We start from the raw sequence: 22,027 nt of genomic DNA on the forward strand, positions 1-22,027 counted from the left end.
AGTAGCTTTAATTTTAAATTAAATTGAACAATTCAAAAACAAATAATACAGTACAAGTTTTTTGGGTAGCAATGGGAAGTATGAGTTCAATTGCTTTGTCAATTTTAAGTGCAGCTATTTTATCTAGATATTTTGATAAAAACGATTATGGAACATATAAGCAGATAGTATATGTTTATACTACTTTGTTGATTGTGTTTTCTGCAGGGTTACCACGTGTTTTTTCCTTTTTTTTACCAAGGTATAGTATAGAAGAAGGGAAGGCTATCGTTAGAAAAGTAAATAAAGTTTTGTTTTTAGCAGGACTAATTTTTTCTATTTTTTTGTTCTTTTTTTCAAGTGTTATTGCTGATGTTTTGAAGAATCCAGATTTGTCTTATGGATTGAAAATTTTTTCACCGATTCCATTATTTTTATTACCTACTTTAGGTGTTGAAGGAATATTTTCAACATATAAACGAACAATTTATATTGCTATTTATAATACTTTATCAAGATTATTAATGCTTCTTTTTATTGTAGGACCAGTAGTTATATTTAAAGGGAATTATATTTCTGCAATTTATGGATGGTTAATCGTTTCAATAATAACATTTGTAATGGCCTATTTTTTTAAAAGGATTCCTTTTAAAAAAATTAAAAAAGTAAATACATCTCTTAGATATAAAGAAATTTTTGCTTATAGTATTCCTCTAGTAACGGCAAGTATATGGGGGATTGCAATAAAAGGAGCTGATCAATTCTATATTAGCAGATATTTTGGTAGGGAAGTTTTTGCTGAGTTTTCAAATGGGTTTATAGAGTTACCTTTTGTGTCTATGATAACCGGAAGTACTTCGGTAGTTTTGATGCCTATGTTTTCAAAAGTTTTTTATGAAAATAAAGGTGTTGATAAATTAGTAGGTACTTGGCAAAATGTTTTGAATAAATCATCAAAATTAATTTTTCCTTTAGTTATATTTTTTATTGTTTTTGCTAATGAAATAATGGTAGTTTTATATTCAGAACGCTATGAACAATCAAGTATTTACTTTAGAATAAATATGTTTTTAAATTTTTTCAATATAATAATTTTTGCTCCTTTATTTTTAGCAATGGGAAAAACAAAGTTATACGCAATAGTTCATATGGTATTAGCTATTATTATTTGGAGTTTTGATTACATATTAATTCAAATATTTTATTCACCAATTGCAATTGCTTTAAATTCAACAATATTAAATATTGTTAAAATTATCTTTTTTGTTTATTTATCTTCAGATTTATTAAAAGTTAAATTTTTAGATTTATTTCCATTAAAAAGTTTTGGTGTAATTTTGATGCATGGAATAATTATGGTAACAATTGTTAAAGCTTTTCAAGTTTATTTGTCAGTGAACTTGCCATTGTTTTTACAAATGATTGTTTGTTCTTTGTTATACGCTATATTCCTATTAATTACAAGTAAATTTTTCAAATTAGATTATATAAGTATTATAAAACCACTTATTCAACGAATAAAAAAATAAAATATGCATATTACATTAATAGCAGGGGCAAGACCCAACTTTATTAAGATTGCACCTATCATACATGCAATACATAAAGCAAAAGAACTAGGAGAAAACATAGATTGTAGACTTGTACACACAGGTCAACATTATGATAAAAAAATGAGTGCTACTTTTTTTGAAGAATTAAATATTCCTCATCCAAATACAAATCTTGGATGTGGTGGTGGTTCGCAAGCAGAACAAACAGCCTCTATATTAATAGCTTTTGAAAAAGAATTGATTGCTAATCCTACAGATTTAGTATTAGTTGTTGGTGACGTAACTTCTACGATGGCATGTGCAATTGTAGCAAAAAAGTTAAATACAAAAGTAACTCATGTTGAAGCGGGTATACGTTCGTTTGACTTAACAATGCCTGAAGAAATAAACAGAATGGTTACGGATAGTATTACTGATTATTTCTTTACAACTTCAACGAATGCTAATGAAAACCTAGTTAAAAGCGGTGTTAATGAGAAAAATGTGTATTTTGTAGGGAATGTAATGATCGATACATTATTAGCTAACAAACCTAATTTCAAGAAGCCTTTATTCTTTGATGAATTACAATTAAAAGAAAAAGAATACTTTGTTTTGACAATGCATAGACCAGCAAATGTAGATGAAATTGAAAAATTTAGACAAATGATGTTTGAAATTGTCAACAACGTACATCAACTACCTGTATTATTTCCAATCCATCCTAGAACTGCTAAAATAATTAAAGAATTAAATTTAAACGCATCAAACTTAATTATAGTAGACCCTCTAGGGTATTTAGAATTTAATTATTTGGTACAACATTCAAAAGCTGTAATAACAGATTCTGGAGGCATAACAGAGGAGACAACAGTGATGGGGATACCTTGCTTAACATTGAGAGATAATACAGAAAGACCTGAAACAATAACTTTAGGTACAAATGAATTAATAGGTACAAATCCTAAAAAAATAAAACCTGGTTTAGATAAATTATTTGCAGGAAAATGGAAAAAAGGTGGGATACCTGAATTATGGGATGGTAAAACAGCTGAAAGAATTATTGATGAGATATTAATTTTGTTTAAATAGGTAGAGTATATATTAATTGTTTTTTTATAAAAGATGTTATACAAAACAGCTCAAAATAGGTTTGGTTTATATGTCCTTCTAGCTTTGCTATTTTTTCTATGGCCTTTTTTTGGGTTATGTATTGCTTTATTAACTGTACAAATAAAAGATTTTAAATATTATGTAGTACCTTTTTTCTTTTTGTTAGGGTATTCTATAACCTTCAAATTAACAGAAGCAGATTCATACTCTTATGGAGTTCAGTTTTTGGAAATAAGAGAATTATCCTTTATAGATTTTTTTAAAAGCAGCTATTTGAAAGGGGAAACCACAGATTTATATAAAACATTTTTATATGCTATTTTAAGTTGTTTTACCAAAAGTCCTAAATTTTTATTTGGAGTTGTAGCTCTTGTTTATGGATATTTATTTATAAAATGTGTAGAGTTTTTTATAGGGAATACTAAAAAAGAGTTTATACATTACTATATGCTTTTAGTATTCACTTTGGTAATACCTTTTGTAAATTTAAATGGTTTTAGATTTTGGACAGCATCATTTTATTTTGTGTATGCATTATTTCTTTTTTCAAAGAAAAAGGATTCAAAATATCTTTTATTAGTAGCTTCAACAGTTTTTATTCATTTTAGTTTTGTTTTGCCAGTAATATTTATATTAGTATTTTACTTTGTAGGTAAAAAACCTAAGATTTATTTAGTGTTCTTTATTATCACTTTATTAATAAATAACTTTATATCAGTATTTATTGATATTGGTTCTTCTTTTCTTTCAAATATTTTTTTAGATAAATTAAATAATTACACAATTTCTAATTATGCTAGTAGTGTAATAGAAGGTAAGGGTGAAGTATCTAAAGTTTTTTTAATTTTAAATAATTATCAAATATGGTATATGTTTATAACGGTATTTATAACGAGGTTAAATTTTTTAAGATATGAGTTTAATGAGGAAATAAATAATTTATTCTGTATTTTAATTTTAATGTTTAGCTTTATAAATATATTTGGAGATTTGCCATCAATGCACAGGTTTAATAGTATTGTAATGTTATTAACATTAAACTACATGATGAGAGTTTTTACACTAAATAGAACAACTTTAATGAAAAATCTAAATTATTTGGCTTTACCAACTATTTTAGTAAGTACCTACCAAGCATTTGACTTAAGTGTTGACTTATTTAGTTCAGAAATAGTAACGGGTACATTATTTTCAATATTAACAGAAAAAAGTTATTTAATATATTAATTTATGAAAATATTAATAGTTTCAGGGTATTTTAAACCAAATATAACACCGAGAGCTTTTAGAACAACTGAATTAGCGGTTGAATTAGCAAGGCAAGGAAATGATGTGACTATTTACTTACCTTGGGTTGATTATGACTATTCTTGTTTTGAAATGGAATTTGGGGTTAAAATTTTATTTTTTGGAAAATCTGATGTGGAAAAAAGGCTTTTTTCAAGTTCTAAAATAGCAGGTAAGTTTTATAGGTTAATGAATATTTTATTTCAATACCCTAAGATTAAATATATACCACAAATTTATAAAACTTTACAAAACGAAAAAGGATATGACCTTTTAATATCTATAGGTGCGCCATATAGTATTCATTGGGGGGTTGATAAATTAATTCGAAGGAATGAGTTTTTAGCAAAAAAATGGATTGCAGACTGTGGAGATCCATTTATGGGGAGTAAAGTTGAAATTTTCCCTAATCCATTTTGGTTTAAATTTTTAGAAAAATCATTTTGTAAAAGAGCTAATTATATTACCGTTCCTATTGAAAAAGCTATAAACAGTTATTATCCTGAGTTTAGAAGTAAAATAAAAGTAATACCGCAAGGCTTTAATTTTTCAAAAAACGAATATAATAAAGTTAAAGAGAATCCTGTTCCGACTTTTGCTTATGCAGGTATGTTTTATAAAGGAAATAGAGATCCTAGGCCTTTTTTAGATTTATTATTAACAATAGATTTAGATTTTTTATTTGTTTTATATACACCAAAATGGGAAGCTCTATATCCATACATAGAAAAGTTTAAAGGGAAAATTGAGATTAGAGAGTTAGTTCCTAGGGATGAGCTATTATCTGTATTAAGTCAGATGGATTTTTTAGTTAATTTTGAGAACGGTACAGCTTCACAATCACCCAGCAAACTAATTGATTATACAATTGCATCAAGACCAATTCTTTCAGTTTCACAAAAGCCAGATATCACAATTTTAAATTCTTTTTTAACTGGTGACTATAGTAATCAATTTATTTTTGAAAATATAGACAATTACAATATAAAAAATGTATCAAAACAATTTATTAGATTGAAATAAAAAGCTATGAAAAGATATTTTGTTACATTTTCTAATTTAAATTTTGATATAGCGAGAAAGAGAATAACTAAGGAAGCTGAAGAGTTAGATTTTTTTGAAAATTGCTTTTCATTTGGAGAAGAAATATTAAGTGATGAATTAAAGGAATGTGGTTTGTTAAAAGCTGAACGAGGTTTTGGATATTGGTCTTGGAAGCCAGATGTTATTTTAAAAGCTTTTGAAACAATGGAGGAAAATGATATGTTAGCATATGTAGATGCAGGTTGTTACCTGTATAAAGATAAAGAATGGGACTATTTATTTAGTAAATTAGAAAATCATGATATGGTTTTGTTTAATATACCTAATAAAGTGATTAATTGGACAAAAAAATCGGTTCTTGATTTTTTTGAAGTTTTCAAAAATGGGAATTTAAATAGAAAATATTTAGTTGCAGGGGGTATTTTATTTTTAAAAAAAAATAAAGAAAGTATTAACTTTTTAAAAAAATGGAAAAATATAATGGTTAATTATCCTGAATTATTATATGATGTGAGAGAAGAAGAATTTAATGAACAAATAAAATCTTTTAGAGAGCATAGACATGATCAATCATTACTAACTCAATTGGCTTATAGAGAAACTACAATGAAAATTGCTTATGAATGGGAAAATTTCGAATCTAAATCCTGGTTGGGTCAAGCAATATTTGCGGCAAGATCTAATCATTCGAGTCAATTAAAAGTAACTCAAAATATATTCAAATATACAGTTAGACACTTTATTTTATATCCGTTTATGAGTTTAATGTTGAATAATAAAAAAAACAAAAACCTATGATAGTGGTTCGGGTTATTGGCGGCGTGGGAAATCAGTTATTTCAATACTTATTTGGACAATATTTAGAGAGTAAATATAAACAACCAGTTTTTTATGATGTTATTGCTTTTGAAACGGTAAATAAAGAACGTTCATTAGAGTTGCAATTGTTATTTCCTAATATGAGAATATACAATGGAAATAGGTTTAAATTTTCACGTAATTTTAAATTAAAAGCAAAATTATCTGTTTTTTTATTTAAATTAAATAAAAAAAACCATTATATAACAGATGATTCTTTTAATAAACTTGATGATATAAAACCTAATGATATTTATTATTTTAATGGTTATTGGCAAAATAAAGATGTTTTTTCTAAAAGAAAATTAATACTAGGTAACAATTTAAAATTAAAAGAAATTGTTCCTCTACAATTAAAAGATATTGTAAGGGAAATAAAAAAGAGTAATTCTGTAAGTGTTCATGTTAGAAGAGGAGACTATTTTGTACCCAAAAACATTAAAACTTATGGGGTTTGCACAAAGGGTTATTATCAAAAAGCTTTTTTTGAGATAAAAAAAAATTATCCAAAAAACCTAAAGTATTTTGTTTTTACAGATGATATTGATTGGGTTAAGAATAATTTAAGTTTACCATGTAATAGTATAATTGTAAATAATTTTAAAATTAACAGCTATTGGTATATTTATTTAATGTCTTTATGTAAAAGTAATATAATATCTAATAGTTCTTTTAGTTGGTGGGCTGCATATTTAAATATGAATTCTTCAAAAACTGTTATAGTACCAAAAAAATGGACATTGACTAGCGAAAAATCATTAGCTTTAGATCATTGGATAAAATTATAAATTTATGAGAAACAAGACTATTGATTCATTGAAAGGTTTTGCAATCCTTCTTGTGGTTATAGGCCATATTATACAAGCTACGTATCCAAATTTTGACGAAAATTTATTTTTTAGATTAATATATAGTTTTCATATGCCTTTATTTTTCTTTTTGAGCGGTTTTGTTTCTAAAAAAGAAGTGACTATCAAAAGTATAAAAAAATATTTTGTAGGGTTAATTATTCCTTTTATAGTTTGGGCTCTGATATCTCAAATTTATTCATTAAATATTAGTGGGGGAACTTATGACTTTATTTATACTGGTTTTATTAAAACTTTAATCTTTCCTGATAACGGTTTGTGGTATTTATATATTCTTTTTGGTTTACATATATTAACTTGGATTGAGTTTAAAACATCTTTAGTTTATGTTATAATAATAATTATAATGCTTAGCTTGTTAAGCTACTTTATTGGAAATGGTAATATTTTTGGGTTAAAAGCAATAGTTATTTATACTCCGTATTTTTATTTAGGTAGATTTGTATTTTTCAATGACATGAAAATAAAAGTAATATGTATTAAATACAAGTTTCTGTTTGGTTTATTATTTTTATTTTTTGCTTGGAGTTGGCATAGAACAAATATTAATTTTTTTTCTATTAGTTTTAATTCAATTTCTATGTATATTTATAAATATTGGGTAGCATTTTTAGCTATTTTTTGGTTTTATGGCCTTTTCTTAACAATGAAATTAAATGTATTAGAAACTTTAGGTACTCATACACTTATAATTTATATATTGAACTCTTATTTTACCCCTTTTCTAAAACATTTATTTATTTCAAATTACTATACATTAAGTTTAATAATTAGTTGTGTCCTAATATGTGTAATCTCTATACTTATCGAGGGCTTTTTTTATAAAAATAAATTTTTAGCCTATATTTTACTCGGAAAAATTAAATAAGTATGAATGAAATTCTTGTAACAATAGGTTTACCTGTATATAATGCAGAAAAGTTTTTAAAGCATGCTATAATGTCTATTCTTAATCAAAGTTTTAAAGATTTTGAATTATTGATAATTAATGATGGTTCTACAGATTCTTCTCTAAATATTATTAAATCTTTTAAAGATTCTAGAATAAGGTTATTAAATGACGGTTGTAATAAAGGTCTTCCGTATAGATTGAATCAAATGGCACGTGAAACTAAGACTACATATTTAGCGAGAATGGATGCCGATGATATAATGCATGTTGATAGAATTAAAATTCAAATGGATATTTTAAAGAAAGAACTTAATATAGATGTATTAGGTACAAATGCTTATTCTATAGATGAAAATGATAATATTGAGGGTGTTAGAAATATGATTAATAATGAAATAGTATCGGTTGGGTCATTTATTCACCCTACAATAATAGGGAAAACAGAATGGTTTATTAATAATAATTATAATCTAAATGCGTTAAGATTTGAAGATAAAGAGCTTTGGTTTAGAACAAAAGAGGTGTCGAATTTTTACTGTTTAAATACTCCTTTGTTGTTTTATAGAGAATTTGGAGGTAGTTATCATAATAAATATTTAATAGGAATTTTATCGATGTTAAATTTAGTTGTAAATCATATTAAACAAAAAAAATATAGAAGTGGTTTTTTTTGGTTGTATACAGCTGTTAAGCGTATTTTAAAATATTTTGTTTATAGATTATTTAGTGTTTTTAAAATTGAAAATTTATTAATAAAAAATAGGAATTTAGACTTAAGTGAATCAAAATTAAAATTGGCACATGAAGATTTAAAAGTGTCAATTAAAAGTGTTAATTAAAAAAATAAAAAGTAAGTTTAAATTCTATTAATATTGTAAAGTTAAATTAAAATGCACATTGTTTTTTCGTCAAATATTTCGTGGAGTATTTATAATTTTAGAACACCATTGTTAAAATCGTTAAAAGCAGAGGGTCATAAAATTAGTACAGTAGCCTTTAAAGATGCCTATGCTTCAAAACTAATTGAAGAAGGCTTCAATTTTTATGAAATTAATATAAATAACAATGCAACCAATCCTTTAGAAGATTTAAAAACAATTGCAGCATATTATAAATTGTATAAAAAAATTAAACCAGATGTAATTTGCCACAATGCTATAAAACCCAATATATATGGTACAATTGCTGCAGGTTTGTTAAAAATACCTACAGTTAATAATATTTCAGGCTTGGGTACTTTATTTATTAAAAAAAGTTTTTCAACCTATTTGGCAAAGGTTTTATATAAAATATCACAGAAAAAAGCTTCATTGGTGTTTTTTCAAAACTCAGATGATTTTAATCTGTTTACTACTTCAAACATTGTTAAAAAAGAAAAATGTAGAATAATCCCTGGTTCAGGTGTAGATACTACGGTTTTTATATCAAAAGAAGGTGTTTCTAAAAATTCCAATAATTTTGAGTTTTTATTTATAGGTAGATTGCTATATGACAAAGGAATTAGAGAATATGTTACGGCAGCAAAAAATATAAAAAAACGCTATCCTAATGCTGTTTTTAATATTCTAGGCCCGTTATATGCTAAAAATGCTACAGCAGTAACTAAAGAAACTTTAGATGCTTGGGTAGAGAATTCCGTAGTAAATTACTTAGGTGAAACTGATAATGTAAAAGAGTTTATGCAAGTAACAAATTGTGTAGTGTTACCATCTTATAGAGAAGGATTGTCTAAAGTTTTAATAGAAGCATCTAGTATAGGTGTACCTATAATTACTACAAATGTACCAGGTTGTAGAGATGTTGTAGTAGATAATGTAACAGGTTTTTTGTGCAAGGTTAAAGATAGTAAAGATTTAGAGCTTAAAATGGAAAAAATGTTGCTTGCAAGTGATAAAGAAAGGTCTATTATGGGTGTAAATGCGCGTAAAAGAGCAATTAATACGTTTGATATAAATATTATTATTAACCATTATAAAAATGCAATTAATGATGTTACCAGTACTAATTAATGCTTTAGTGGTTTTTATTATTGTAATTTCTTCAATTATATATCTAAAACTAGCGCAAAAATATAATATTGTAGACAATCCTAATTTTAGAAGTTCGCATACCATACCTACCATTAGAGGTGGCGGTATTTTATTTTTTATAGCGGTACTTTGTTATTTTGTAGTTAGCAATTTTAAAGCTCCTTATTTTGTGTTGGGGCTTAGTGCTATTGCACTAATTAGTTTTTTAGACGATATACTTACGCTATCAGCAAAACTGCGGTTGCCTTTTCAGTTTTTAGCGGTAGGCTTGGTGTTGTTTCAGTTGCATGTATTTAATATGCCTTGGTATGTGCTTACAAGTGCAGCCATTGTTGGTGTTGCCTTTGTAAATGTGTTTAATTTTATGGATGGTATCAATGGTATTACAGGCTTGTATAGTTTGGCAGTATTGGGTGGTTTGTTAGCCTTAAATACCATAGAACAATTAGCGTACACGCAATTGTTAAGCTATGTATTGGCAGCAGTAGTGGTATTTGGCTATTATAATTTTAGAAAAAAAGCAAGAATGTTTGCCGGTGATGTTGGTAGTATTTCATTAGCCGTTGTTATACTGTATGTATTACTAGCTATAGGGTTGGAGTTACAAGCGCCAGTACTTATATTATTGGTAGCCGTATATGGTATAGATGGCGGACTCACTATTTTATATAGATTTTATTTAAAAGAACAGCTAATGCAAGCACACAGGCACCATTTGTATCAGAAATTGGTAGACGTTTGGCAATGGTCGCACTTAAAAGTATCGGCGGTGTATATGAGTTTGCAATTGGCAGCAGTAGTAGTGGTGTTGCTAACCTATAAATTTTCGATATTGGCACAAGTTGGAGTTGTTGTTGCAGGTTTAGTAATGTTGGCTGTATTGTATGTAGTAGGTTTTAAAGCTACTGTAAAAAAGTTAGAAGTATAGAGTGAGATCTCTCCACTAAGGTCGAGATGACAGTACTTGTCATTTTGAGCGCAACGAAGTGAAGTCGAAAAATCTCACGTTTCAACAATACTACTACTGTCATTCCTGCGCAGGCAGGAATCCATTTTAAGTTTTACTAATTAGTATACTTTTGTTCTAGATTATTGAGCAAAGTCGAAATAATCGTCTCAACTTGTCATTCTGAATGCAGCGCAGCGGAACTGAAGAATCTCACGCTTCAATAGTAAAAATACGTCCATTACAGTCGAAATGAAGCGAGGTTACTTTAGACTCTCACCTCTCACTTAAAACATTGCAACTGTCATTCCTTCGCAGGCAGGAATCCATTATGAGTTTTACTAATTAGTATACTTTTGTTCTAGATTATTGAGCGTAGTATAAATAAGGGGGCGTTTTTTTAAATTACAATAAAAAACACCTAATAACGTCTATAAAAAGTAAGAAGCGCTAGAGACAAGCGTAAGCAGAAGAGTTATAAACGTAACATGCACAAGTTACGGCGGTTTGCTGCGCATATTATTAACAAAACAAGCGCAAGAAATAAAGGGCTCATGCGCTTGCTATTTGAGTACGTACAAAAAAAAGAGGCTGTTTTTTTAAAACAGCCTCTTTGTAAATAATACTAGAAGTAACTTAAGAACCGGTTTGGGTTTTAATTGAGTAATCTAACGATTTCAATTTTTTTCTTAATTTACTACTTGCTCTAAAGTTCAAGTGAGCACTTTTAATGGTAGTTACGGTAACCTCTTCTGGTGTATCTTCTCTATTAGATTTTACACCAATTTTAAAATTCCCAATTCTTCCAAAATTCACTGTTTTACCCTGTTGCAATTCATCTAGCATATTGTGTTCTAAAGCCAGTAAAACCGCGTAGCAATCAGATTCACGAACGGTACATTGGTTAGAAACCAAATAAGCCAATCGTTCAAAGTCTATTAAACCAGTGGAAATAGATTTTGCAATATATTTTGAATCTTCAGTTAAATTCTGAGGATTTTTACTACTTAAAGCTTTGATATGTAATGCCATATTATAAAAATTAAAAAATATACCGTTGTATAGATAAAGAGCACGGTGTAAACACTCTATAGAACCGTTATTCTTTTAAAAGGCCTACGGTTTGGCGAGCCTTTACGCTTTTTTTGAGTACACACTTTGTTCTAAAAGTGAAGCTCCAGCGGTTTTAGAGCATTCAATTACACCGTAAAAGGCGTAATGCGTTAAAAAATTAAGTCATACTTCTTACCATGAACCTATCATTTAAATAGGAATTATTTTTTTGTTTCAAAAAATTTGGTAAGCTAGAAGAAGAAGTGTAAATTTGTTTTATTGAAAAAAATAAACACGCTTCTTTTAGCGTTACACAATACCAAGTTCTAAAGCGCCAACTTTAGGACTTTGTTGTTTCTACAAAGAGCATATACACACTATTTGTTAAAAAGTAGAACTAGCTACTTTTATGAGTTCATAAAAAATCAATACTTTTAATCAGCAATTTTGTTTGACTTTCTTGATACCAAATATAATTAATTTAACAATACATTTTACATCTTTAAATAAAAAAATAGATTAAATGTTTGTTTATATCAAAAAATAAATGTATTTTTGCAAAAATCCAAACTTAAACCTACTGACTCTCAATAGGTTGAATCTTAAGCGTTTTGCTTATTAAAATCGTACTTTTTTTAAAATGAACCTTTATTTTACTGTTTTTTGTTGAAAACAGTTGTTTTAAAATGCGTAAAAACGTCAAATTTAGTTTAAAACTGTTCTTTTGTTGTGTTTTTATTGTTCAGAATCTATATGCTCGTCTCAACTTGTTATTCTAAGTGCAGCGCAGCGGAATTGAAGAATCTCACGTTTTTATTGTAAAAAAAACACGCTGTTCCAGTTGAGTAGACAAACGTGGTCATTGAGCGGAGTCGAAATGATAGTCTCAACTTGTTATTCTAAGTGCAGCGCAGCGGAACTGAAGAATCTCACGTTTCAACAATACTAGTATGTCATTCCCTCGTAGGCAGGAATCCATTATGAGTTTTACTAATAAGTTTACTTTTGTTCTTTTCCATTGATGAAAAGAACCAAAAATCTAGTCTGATGATATTTTCATTAAAATACTATTCCTTAAAAAAGACATGCGCTGAACTCGCTGCGCTCAAACACCACCGCCTGTTTCTTTTTCTTCGGATGTATTTTCTACTGAAAATTTCATAGGACGCTTTTCTTATTTTTATTGTCATTTTAAATGCAGCGTAGCGGAATTGAAGAATCTCACGTTTTTATTGTAAAAATACGTCCATTACAGTCGAAATGAAGCGCGGTTACTTTAGACTCTCACTTCTCACTTCTCACTTCTCACTTCTCACTTCTCACTTCTGTCTTCTCACACCAATATGGTCATTGAGCGGAGTCGAAATGATAGTCTCTGCTTGTCATTCTGAATGCAGCGCAGCGGAATTGAAGAATCTCACGTTTCAACAATGCTAGTATGTCATTCCCTCGTAGGCAGGAATCCACTATAAGTTTTACTAATTAGTTTACTTTTGTTCTTTTCCATTGATGAAAAGAACCAAAAATCTAGTCTGATGATATTTTCATTAAAATACTATTCCTTAAAAAAGACATGCGCTGAACTCGCTGCGCTCAAACACCACCGCCTGTTTCTTTTTCTTCGGATGTATTTTCTACTGAAAATTTCATAGGACGGTTTTCTTATTTTTATTGTCATTTTAAATGCAATGCAGCGGAATTGAAGAATCTCACGTTTTTATTGTAAAAAAATACGCTGTTCCAGTTGAGTAGACAAACGTGGTCATTGAGCGAAGTCGAAATGATAGTCTCAACTTGTTATTCTGAATGCAGAGCAGCGGAATTGAAGAATCTCACGTTTCAACAATACTAGTATGTCATTCCCTCGTAGGCAGGAATCCATTATGAGCTTTACTAATTAGTTTGCTTTTGTTCTTTTCCATTGATGAAAAGAACCAAAAATCTAGTCTGATGATATTTTCATTAAAATACTATTCCTTAAAAAAGACATGCGCTGAACTCGCTGCGCTCAAACACCACCGCCTGTTTCTTTTTCTTCGGATGTATTTTCTACTGAAAATTTCATAGGACGCTTTTCTTATTTTTATTGTCATTTTAAATGCAATGCAGCGGAACTGAAGAATCTCACTTCTCACTTCTGTCTCCTCACTTCCCACTTCTGTCTTCTCATACCAATATGCTCATTAAGCAGAGTCGAAATAATGTCCTCGCTTGTCATTCTGAATGCAACGCAGTGGAATTGAAGAATCTCACGTTTCAATTGTAAAAAAATGCTCTGTTCCAGTTGAGTAGACAAACGTGGTCATTGAGCGAAGTCGAAATGACCAGCAACCAGCAACCAGCAACCAGCAACCAGCAACCAGCAACCAGCAACCAGCAACCAGCAACCAGCAACCAGCAACCAGCAACCACCAAAACCAAAAAAACCAATCAGTCTTCATAAAAAAAATGTATTTTTAACCACTGTTTAACATGTAGTATGAAAGATAAAATTTGGCTGTCTTCGCCACATATGGGAGGAAACGAGCAAAAGTATGTACAAGAAGCATTTGAATCTAATTGGGTTGCGCCAATGGGAGCACAACTTGATACTTTTGAAAAAGAATTGGAATGTTATTTACAAACCTCTCAAAAAGTGGTGGCATTAAACTCAGGAACAGCAGCCATTCATTTGGCATTGATTCAGTTAGGAGTAGGGATAGGAGATGAAGTGCTTTGCCAGAGTTTTACTTTTTCGGCAACGGCAAACCCTATAACCTATGTAGGGGCAACACCTGTTTTTATTGATAGTGAAGCTGATACGTGGAATATGTGTCCGAAATTATTAGAAGAAGCAATAAAAAGCAGAATTTCAAACGGAAAAAAACCAAAGGCTATTATAGCAATGCACGCGTATGGAATGCCTTATAAGATTTCAGAAATACATCAAATTGCTTCAACATATCAAATTCCAATATTAGAAGATGCGGCGAGTGCTTTAGGAAGTACGTATAAAAATAAAGCCTGCGGAAGTTATGGAACTTATGGTGTGTGGTCGTTTAACGGCAATAAAATAATCACAACTTCTGGAGGAGGTGCTTTGTTGTGTAATTCGGCAACAGAAAAAGAACACGCCATATTTTTAGCCACACAAGCCCGAGATACAGCACCACATTACCAGCATACGCATGTTGGGTATAACTATAGAATGAGCAATATAGTAGCTGGTATAGGAAGAGGGCAATTAGAAGTATTAGACCAGCGAGTAGCACAACGAAGAGCTAATTTTGAGTTTTATAAAACAGCATTAGCTGGGTATGCACAATTGCAGTTTTTAGAAGAGTCTAGCGGAAGTTTTTCTAACAGGTGGTTGAGTTGTGTGTTAACGCCATCATTTAAAATTAGAGAACAGCTACGTTTGGCTTTAGCAGAAGAACAGATAGAGTCTAGACCATTATGGAAGCCTATGCATTTACAACCAGTATTTGCTACTTGTAGATCGTTTGCCAATGGCGTGTCTGAAGATTTATTCAATAGAGGTTTGTGTTTACCTAGTGGTTCTAATTTAACTTTAGATAATTTACAAAAAGTAGTTGAAGTTATAAAACAGCGTTTGGATTGAGTTGTTAGAAATCAGGAATTTGAAGTTGAGAGTCAATAGTTTTAAGCGAATTTTTACGTGTCATTTTGAGTGCAGCGCAGCGGAATTGAAGACTCTCACTTCTCACTTCTCACTTCTCACTTCTCACTTCTCACTTCTGACTTCAGACTTCCCACTTCTCCCACCAATATGCTCCTTAAGCAGAGTCGAAATAATGTTCTCGCTTGTCATTCTGAATGCAGCGCAGCGGAACTGAAGAATCTCACGTTTTTATTGTGAAAATACGTCCATTACAGTCGAAATGAAGCGAGGTTACTTTAGACTCCTACTTCTCACTTCTCACTTCTCACTTCTCACTTCTCACTTCTCACTTCTGACTCCTGTCTTCTCACTTCTCACTTCTCACACCAATATGGTCATTAAGCAGAGTCGAAATAATGTTCTAGCTTGTCATTCTGAATGCAGCGCAGCGGAACTGAAGAATCTCACGCTTCAACAATACTAGTATGTCATTCCCTCGTAGGCAGGAATCCATTATGAGTTTTACTAATAAGTTTACTTTTGTTCTTTTCCATTGATGAAAAGAACCAAAAATCTAGTCTGATGATATTTTCATTAAAATACTATTCCTTAAAAAAGACATGCGCTGAACTCGCTGCGCTCAAACACCACCGCCTGTTTCTTTTTCTTCGGATGTATTTTCTACTGAAAATTTCATAGGACGCTTTTCTTATTTTTTAGGTCATTGAGCGGAGTCGAAATGATATTCTTTACTTATCACTCTGAGAGTAGCGTAGCGGAACTGAAGAATCTCACGTTTTTATTGTAAAAATACGTCCATTACAGTCGAAATGAAGCGCGGTTACTTTAGACTCCCACTTCTCACTTCTCACTTCTCACTTCTCACTTCTCACTTCTCACTTCTCACTTCTCACTTCTGACTTCTGACTCCTGTCTTCCCACACCAATATGCTCCTTAAGCAGAGTCGAAATAATGTTCTCGCTTGTCATTCTGAATGCAGCGCAGCGGAACTGAAGAATCTCACGCTTCAACAATACTAGTATGTCATTCCCTCGTAGGCAGGAATCCATTATGAGTTTTACTAATAAGTTTACTTTTGTTCTTTTCCATTGATGAAAAGAACCAAAAATCTAGTCTGATGATATTTTCATTAAAATACTATTCCTTAAAAAAGACATGCGCTGAACTCGCTGCGCTCAAACACCACCGCCTGTTTCTTTTTCTTCGGATGTATTTTCTACTGAAAATTTCATAGGACGCTTTTCTTATTTTTATTGTCATTTTAAATGCAATGCAGCGGAACTGAAGAATCTCACGTTTCAATTGTAAAAAAATGCGCTGTTCCAGTTGAGTAGACAAACGTGGTCATTGAGCGAAGTCGAAATGACCAACAACCAACAACCAACAACCAACAACCAACAACCAACAACCAACAACCAACAACCAACAACCAACAACCAACAACCAACAACCAACAACCAACAACCAACAACCAACAACCAACAACCAACAACCAACAACCAACAACCAACAATAAAAAAGAGCAAATAAATTCAAAAAGATTATATTTGTAATAATATATAGTTTTAAGCATATAATTGGTTGAGGATCTGTTAGGTTAAAACTAGTCTTGAAAGAAAAAGAAAAAAGAAAAATGCAATGGTTGAAACAGCAATTAAAAAGGCAGTTAAAAGAAACGCACCTAGATGGTTGGTATTATTAATTGACATTTATATAGTTGCTAACCTATTTATTGTCGCTTATTTTATCCGATTTAATTTTAGATTAGATTTTGATACGGCTGCTTTAGCGTGGCAAATACCTTTGGTTGTTTTAGTCGCTTTTTTGTGTATGTTGGTTACAGGTTCTTATAAAGGAATTATAAGGCATACAGGAGTTAGGGATGCAGTATATGTAATTTTTACCAATATATTAATCTCAGGTATATTGGCTACTATTGTTTTTGTAAAACGGTTATTAAATATTGAAACAAGATTTACCATTCCAATATCAATTATCATCATTCATTTTTTATTAAATGTAATGGTTATGGTAACTTCAAGATATGTATTAAAAGAGTTATACTACTTACTGTTTAAAGAAAAAAAAGCAATTCAAAAAGTTTTAATTTATGGAGCAGGAGAAACAGGACTGTTAACCCAGTCTGTATTGCGAGAGGTAAAAGAGAATAAGATTCAGGTAGTAGGTTTTGTTGATGATAATAAGCGAAAGTGGGGGGTAAAAATAATGGGCTTGCATGTATATAGCCCTAACAGAGTTACTCGTAAATTTGTAGAAAGTAGAGGAATTACTGAGATTATAATTGCATTTCATAAAGAGAACCCTAAAGATTTTATGGAAATTACCAATAGGTTGTCTTTTTTAGGGGTTGAAGTAAAAATAGTACCACCAGCAACCACTTGGGTAGATGGAGAATTTCAATCCAAACAAATTAAACAGGTTAAAATTGAAGATTTATTAGGTAGAAAACCTATAGAAATATTAACGGTTGAATTGCAGGAAGAAATTAAAGGTAAAGTAGTGTTAGTAACTGGAGCAGCAGGATCTATTGGAAGTGAGTTGGCAAGGCAACTACAAAAATACCAACCAGCAACCTTACTGTTACTAGACCAAGCAGAATCTCCTTTATACGATTTAGAACAAGAATTTATACGGCAGGGAGTTACCAATTTTGAAGCCATTGTGGGAGATGTGAGAGGTGAAAAGCGAATGTTGGCTATATTTAAACATTTTAAACCTCAAATGGTGTTTCATGCGGCAGCGTACAAACACGTACCCTTAATGGAAAAAAATCCATACGAGGCTGTAAATGTAAATGTGTTAGGAACACGTATATTGGCAAAATTAGCGGTTGCTTACAAAGTAGAAAAATTTGTAATGGTGTCTACAGATAAGGCAGTAAACCCAACTAATGTTATGGGGGCAAGCAAGCGTTTGGCAGAGTTAATGGTAAGCTCTTTAAAAGACAAAGGCACCACAAAATTTATTACCACGCGCTTTGGAAATGTATTGGGGTCTAATGGTTCTGTAATTCCGTTGTTTAAAAGGCAGTTAGAAAATGGAGGGCCTTTAACAGTAACCCATAAAGAAATTACACGTTATTTTATGACCATACCAGAGGCTTGTAGTTTAGTGTTAGAAGCAGGTGTTATGGGAAAAGGAGGTGAGATATTTGTGTTTGATATGGGAGCATCTGTACGTATTTTTGACCTGGCTAAAAATATGATTCGATTATCTGGTTTAAGTTATCCAAACGATATTGATATTGAAATTACAGGCTTACGCCCTGGTGAAAAAATTTACGAAGAGTTGTTAGCTGATGGAGAAAATACTGTGGCAACCTACCACCCTAAAATAATGATAGCAAAAGTAAGAACTATAGATTGCGAAGATGTAGAAGATTGTTTAAAAGATTTATCGGAAAATTTGAAAACATATTCCCGATATGAAATTGTAGCTATTATAAAAAAATTAGTGCCTGAGTTTGTATCTAACAATTCTGAATATGAAACCTTAGATACAAATTATAAAGACTCTAGAATAGCTTAAAAGCCTTTTGGTACAACACTAACTTTTGAACCTGTATATTTAATATAAATAAGAATCTAAAAATGTGTAAGTTTACATTTTTAAAAAGTAACCCTACAAAAGAGACGAAACATACATGACAAATAATAAAATTACTTATGGTTTAATACTACTGTTAGCAGCCATTTTTCAAAATTGTGCTTCGCCAGAAAAAGTAGTTTATTTTCAAGATATAGAAAATTTAAAAGCACAAACAGCATTGGTAAATTACGAACCGCAATTGCAAGTAGGTGATATTTTAACAATCAATGTGTCGGCAATTGATGCAGAAGCGGCAGTGCCTTTTAATTTGTACGAAACACCTCCAACTGTAGGGGTTATGAGTAGTAATGCCAAGCCATTGACATATATTGTAGATGCAAGTGGCGTTATTCAATTTCCTGTAATTGGTAGTGTGCAAGTAGGTGGTAAAACTATTAAAGAAAACACAGCTTACTTAACCAATTTATTGAAAGATTATATAAAAAAACCAATTGTAAATATACGGTTAACTAATTTTAGAGTTACGGTTTTAGGTGAAGTAAAAAAACCAGGAACGTTTCAGGTTGCTAATGAGCGAATTTCTGTAGTTGAGGCTTTGGGCTTAGCAGGAGATTTAACCATTCATGGTAAAAGAAAAGAAATACAACTAATTCGAGAGCAAAACGGTGAACGAAAATTTGTAACCTTAGATTTAACTTCTAAAAAAATATTTGAATCGCCTTATTTCTACTTAGCTCAAAACGATGTAATTTATGTTACGCCTAACAAAACAAAGGTAAACTCTTCTGCAGTAGGAACCAATACAGGGGTAATTATTTCATCTATATCCATTTTATTATCTCTAATTTCAATTCTATTAAAATAATTCTTTATGCAAACGCAAGAACCTTTAAATAATTTTGAATTTAATGAAGATAGCATTCATTTAAGAGAAGAAATTGAAAAATATACCTACCATTGGAAATGGTTTGTGTTAAGCGTGCTAATTGCTGTAGTAGGGGCATTTTTGTACCTACGTTATGCCACCAATCAATACCAAGTTTCAACCACTATTTTAATAGACGATGAGAAAAAAGGAGGAATGAGTTCTGAGTTATCGGCTTTTGAAGATTTGGGCTTGTTTGGAGAGCAAAACTCTATTGATAATGAAATAGAGTTGTTAAAATCTAGAACATTGGCCGAAACGGTTGTAAAGAGTTTAGGTATAAATGTAGGTTATTTTGTAAAAGGACGAGTAAAAACAACAGAGGCATATGCTAAAAGCCTACCAATTAAAATACAGTTTTTTAAAAAAGATTCTATTTTCTATAGAACAGATTCTTCTTTTGTTGTTCGCGTTACTTCGGCAACTAGTTTTAAGTTGGAAAGTGATAGTGGACAAACAAGTACACATGATTTTGGTGAAAATATAGAAACCAGTGTAGGAGCTATGACCATTACACCAACAGCTAAATTTAAAGGAGAAAATACTGCAGTTACCGTGCATATTACACCGTTAAAAAATGTGGTAGCTTCGTATAGAAAGCGTATTCAAGTTCAACCTGTTAATAAAAATTCAAGTGTTATTCAATTATCTTTAAAAGATCCAATTAAAGAAAAAGCGAAAGATATTTTAAATAAGTTAGTAACACAATACAATAAAGATGCTGTTGAGTATAAAAGTTTAATAGCTAAAAATACCAATGCCTTTATTGAAGATAGATTGGAAATTATTAATAAAGATTTGTTAGGGGTGGAAGCAGGAGCAGAAGCTTTTAAAACAAAAAATAGATTGACAGATATTGCTTCTGAAGCTACATTAGTATTAGGATCTAAATCTGAAATTGAAAAAAGAATTATTGAGCTAAGTACACAAAAAAAACTAGTTGGTTTTATTAGTGAGCATTTGCAATCTAATAGCAATCAATTATTACCTGCAAACTTAGGCTTAACCGAAGAAGATTTAAATACAAGTAGTGCTCAATACAATGAGTTGTTATTAGAACGCAATCGAATTTTAAAAAGTTCAAGTGCTTTAAATCCTGTAATTATAAATTTAAACGAGCAAATTAAAAATTTAAGAAGCAGTATTACGCAAAGCTTGGCAAATTTAGAAAGCTCATTAGCTATTTCATTAAGTCAAGTGCAACAACAGGAGTATAAGTTGGATTCTAAAATAGCCAAAGTACCGAAGCAAGAAAGAGAGTATAGAGTTATACAACGAGAACAACAAATTATTGAAGCCTTATATTTATACCTGCTTCAAAAGAGAGAAGAAAACGCCATTACATTAGCAGTTACTTTACCCAATGCTAAAATTATTGATAAAGCTTATGGAAGTGATATTCCTGTAGCGCCTAAGCGAAAAATTATTTACTTAGCTGCGTTGTTATTAGGTGTAATTATTCCTTTTGCTTATTTGTACATACGTAATTTATTAGACAATTTAGTGCATACTAGAAAAGATGTTGAAACTGTTTTAAAAGCGCCTATTTTAGGAGATATTCCTAAATCTATGGTAGAAAAGAAAATGGTGGTTTCAGACAATGAGCGTAATAGTACAGCGGAGTCGTTTAGATTGTTACGTACCAATTTAAATTTTATGCTCTCAGGCGTAAAAGATAGAGGGAACGTAGTGTTTGTTACTTCTACTATGAGTGGTGAAGGAAAAACGTTTATAGCTATTAATATGGCTTCTGTATTGGCATTAACTAATAAAAAAGTATTGTTAGTTGGAGCGGATATAAGAAAACCGAAAATTTCGGAATATTTAAATGTATCTACTTCAAAAGGGTTGACACATTTTTTAATGGATGATACGCTACTACCTCAGGAGGTGATTGATAAAAATACAGAAACTAAATTTGATATTTTACATTCGGGTGTGTTAGCGCCAAATCCTTCGGAATTATTAATGAATGGGCGTTTTGAAGAGGTGTTAGCCTATGGTAAAGAGCATTACGATTATGTAATTGTAGATACAGCACCTATACAAATGGTTACCGATACTTTATTGTTAAGTGAAAAAGCCGATATGTTTGTATATGTAGTGAGAGCTAATTATTTAGACAAGCGTTTGTTAGAAATACCAAAAAAATTATATGCAGAAAAACGATTGCCAAATATGGCTGTACTAATCAATGGTTCGGATTTTGAACGTAGTTATGGATACGGCTATGGTTACGGATACGGCTATGGTTATGGAGAAGATTCTGCTAAAAGTTGGTGGAAAAAACTATGGAGAAACTAAAA

Annotated in this window: 16 protein-coding genes; 15 read left to right on the top strand and 1 reads right to left on the bottom strand. The window is 30.6% G+C overall.

Annotated elements, in window-relative coordinates:
- Window positions 1-23: 23 nt before the first annotated feature.
- Genes BLU40_RS15560 through BLU40_RS15605 form a run of 10 tightly spaced genes read left to right on the top strand, consistent with a single transcriptional unit; the run spans window position 24 to window position 10,532 of the window.
- Window positions 24-1,508: an oligosaccharide flippase family protein gene (locus tag BLU40_RS15560; RefSeq protein ID WP_090125772.1), complete on the top strand. Its 1,485-nt coding sequence runs from the start codon at window positions 24-26 to the stop codon at window positions 1,506-1,508.
- 3 nt (window positions 1,509-1,511) lie between these two features.
- Window positions 1,512-2,603 (top strand): non-hydrolyzing UDP-N-acetylglucosamine 2-epimerase, encoded by a 1,092-nt coding sequence (gene wecB, locus BLU40_RS15565; RefSeq protein WP_090125775.1) that lies wholly within the window; start codon window positions 1,512-1,514, stop codon window positions 2,601-2,603.
- Window positions 2,604-2,636: 33 nt separating this feature from the next.
- On the top strand, window positions 2,637-3,851 hold the full coding sequence (locus BLU40_RS15570) for an EpsG family protein (protein WP_090125778.1): 1,215 nt from the start codon (window positions 2,637-2,639) through the stop codon (window positions 3,849-3,851).
- Between the two features lie 3 nt (window positions 3,852-3,854).
- Entirely contained in the window at window positions 3,855-4,934 is a 1,080-nt protein-coding gene (locus BLU40_RS15575; RefSeq protein ID WP_090125780.1) for a glycosyltransferase family protein, read from the top strand.
- Between the two features lie 6 nt (window positions 4,935-4,940).
- Window positions 4,941-5,753, top strand: a complete 813-nt coding sequence (locus tag BLU40_RS15580; RefSeq protein ID WP_090125782.1) for a hypothetical protein — start codon at window positions 4,941-4,943, stop codon at window positions 5,751-5,753.
- Window positions 5,750-6,601 (top strand): alpha-1,2-fucosyltransferase, encoded by an 852-nt coding sequence (locus tag BLU40_RS15585; RefSeq protein ID WP_090125785.1) that lies wholly within the window; start codon window positions 5,750-5,752, stop codon window positions 6,599-6,601. The genes BLU40_RS15580 and BLU40_RS15585 overlap by 4 nt, the downstream gene beginning before the upstream one ends.
- 4 nt (window positions 6,602-6,605) lie before the next feature.
- Window positions 6,606-7,550: an acyltransferase family protein gene (locus tag BLU40_RS17890; protein ID WP_090125788.1), complete on the top strand. Its 945-nt coding sequence runs from the start codon at window positions 6,606-6,608 to the stop codon at window positions 7,548-7,550.
- Between the two features lie 2 nt (window positions 7,551-7,552).
- Window positions 7,553-8,413: a glycosyltransferase family 2 protein gene (locus BLU40_RS15595; protein ID WP_245729962.1), complete on the top strand. Its 861-nt coding sequence runs from the start codon at window positions 7,553-7,555 to the stop codon at window positions 8,411-8,413.
- Window positions 8,414-8,464: 51 nt separating this feature from the next.
- Complete coding sequence (locus BLU40_RS15600; RefSeq protein WP_090125793.1) at window positions 8,465-9,583, top strand: glycosyltransferase family 4 protein; 1,119 nt, start codon at window positions 8,465-8,467, stop codon at window positions 9,581-9,583.
- Complete coding sequence (locus BLU40_RS15605) at window positions 9,561-10,532, top strand: MraY family glycosyltransferase (RefSeq protein ID WP_175454813.1); 972 nt, start codon at window positions 9,561-9,563, stop codon at window positions 10,530-10,532. Before BLU40_RS15600 ends, BLU40_RS15605 begins: the two co-directional genes overlap by 23 nt.
- A gap of 654 nt (window positions 10,533-11,186) precedes the next feature.
- Here the strand turns inward: BLU40_RS15605 and BLU40_RS15610 are convergent.
- Window positions 11,187-11,582: an HU family DNA-binding protein gene (locus BLU40_RS15610; RefSeq protein ID WP_090125798.1), complete on the bottom strand. Its 396-nt coding sequence runs from the start codon at window positions 11,580-11,582 to the stop codon at window positions 11,187-11,189.
- 2,500 nt (window positions 11,583-14,082) lie between these two features.
- Here BLU40_RS15610 and BLU40_RS15615 point away from each other — a divergent pair.
- From BLU40_RS15615 to BLU40_RS15635, 5 genes are all read left to right on the top strand, one after another.
- Window positions 14,083-15,204 (top strand): DegT/DnrJ/EryC1/StrS family aminotransferase, encoded by a 1,122-nt coding sequence (locus BLU40_RS15615; RefSeq protein ID WP_090125801.1) that lies wholly within the window; start codon window positions 14,083-14,085, stop codon window positions 15,202-15,204.
- 1,369 nt (window positions 15,205-16,573) lie between these two features.
- Window positions 16,574-16,756 carry a hypothetical protein gene (locus BLU40_RS17655; RefSeq protein WP_175454814.1) on the top strand — a complete coding sequence of 61 codons (183 nt, stop codon included), beginning with the start codon at window positions 16,574-16,576 and terminating at the stop codon, window positions 16,754-16,756.
- Window positions 16,757-16,864: 108 nt separating this feature from the next.
- Entirely contained in the window at window positions 16,865-18,775 is a 1,911-nt protein-coding gene (locus tag BLU40_RS15625; protein WP_090125807.1) for a polysaccharide biosynthesis protein, read from the top strand.
- 115 nt (window positions 18,776-18,890) lie between these two features.
- Window positions 18,891-19,661: a polysaccharide biosynthesis/export family protein gene (locus BLU40_RS15630; protein WP_090125810.1), complete on the top strand. Its 771-nt coding sequence runs from the start codon at window positions 18,891-18,893 to the stop codon at window positions 19,659-19,661.
- A gap of 6 nt (window positions 19,662-19,667) precedes the next feature.
- Window positions 19,668-22,025, top strand: coding sequence for a GumC family protein (locus tag BLU40_RS15635; protein WP_090125812.1), 2,358 nt, complete (start codon window positions 19,668-19,670; stop codon window positions 22,023-22,025).
- Window positions 22,026-22,027 lie beyond the last annotated feature (2 nt).

This window comes from Lutibacter oricola, from assembly GCF_900106565.1.
GTDB lineage: Bacteria > Bacteroidota > Bacteroidia > Flavobacteriales > Flavobacteriaceae > Lutibacter > Lutibacter oricola.

Coding starts and splice junctions, on each gene's coding strand:
- wecB (WP_090125775.1), top strand. CDS start 1,512: ATGCATATTACATTAATAGCAGGGGCAAGACCCAACTTTATTAAGATT.
- BLU40_RS15570 (WP_090125778.1), top strand. CDS start 2,637: ATGTTATACAAAACAGCTCAAAATAGGTTTGGTTTATATGTCCTTCTA.
- BLU40_RS15575 (WP_090125780.1), top strand. CDS start 3,855: ATGAAAATATTAATAGTTTCAGGGTATTTTAAACCAAATATAACACCG.
- BLU40_RS15580 (WP_090125782.1), top strand. CDS start 4,941: ATGAAAAGATATTTTGTTACATTTTCTAATTTAAATTTTGATATAGCG.
- BLU40_RS15585 (WP_090125785.1), top strand. CDS start 5,750: ATGATAGTGGTTCGGGTTATTGGCGGCGTGGGAAATCAGTTATTTCAA.
- BLU40_RS17890 (WP_090125788.1), top strand. CDS start 6,606: ATGAGAAACAAGACTATTGATTCATTGAAAGGTTTTGCAATCCTTCTT.
- BLU40_RS15595 (WP_245729962.1), top strand. CDS start 7,553: ATGAATGAAATTCTTGTAACAATAGGTTTACCTGTATATAATGCAGAA.
- BLU40_RS15600 (WP_090125793.1), top strand. CDS start 8,465: ATGCACATTGTTTTTTCGTCAAATATTTCGTGGAGTATTTATAATTTT.
- BLU40_RS15605 (WP_175454813.1), top strand. CDS start 9,561: ATGATGTTACCAGTACTAATTAATGCTTTAGTGGTTTTTATTATTGTA.
- BLU40_RS15610 (WP_090125798.1), bottom strand. CDS start 11,582: ATGGCATTACATATCAAAGCTTTAAGTAGTAAAAATCCTCAGAATTTA.
- BLU40_RS15615 (WP_090125801.1), top strand. CDS start 14,083: ATGAAAGATAAAATTTGGCTGTCTTCGCCACATATGGGAGGAAACGAG.
- BLU40_RS15625 (WP_090125807.1), top strand. CDS start 16,865: ATGGTTGAAACAGCAATTAAAAAGGCAGTTAAAAGAAACGCACCTAGA.
- BLU40_RS15630 (WP_090125810.1), top strand. CDS start 18,891: ATGACAAATAATAAAATTACTTATGGTTTAATACTACTGTTAGCAGCC.
- BLU40_RS15635 (WP_090125812.1), top strand. CDS start 19,668: ATGCAAACGCAAGAACCTTTAAATAATTTTGAATTTAATGAAGATAGC.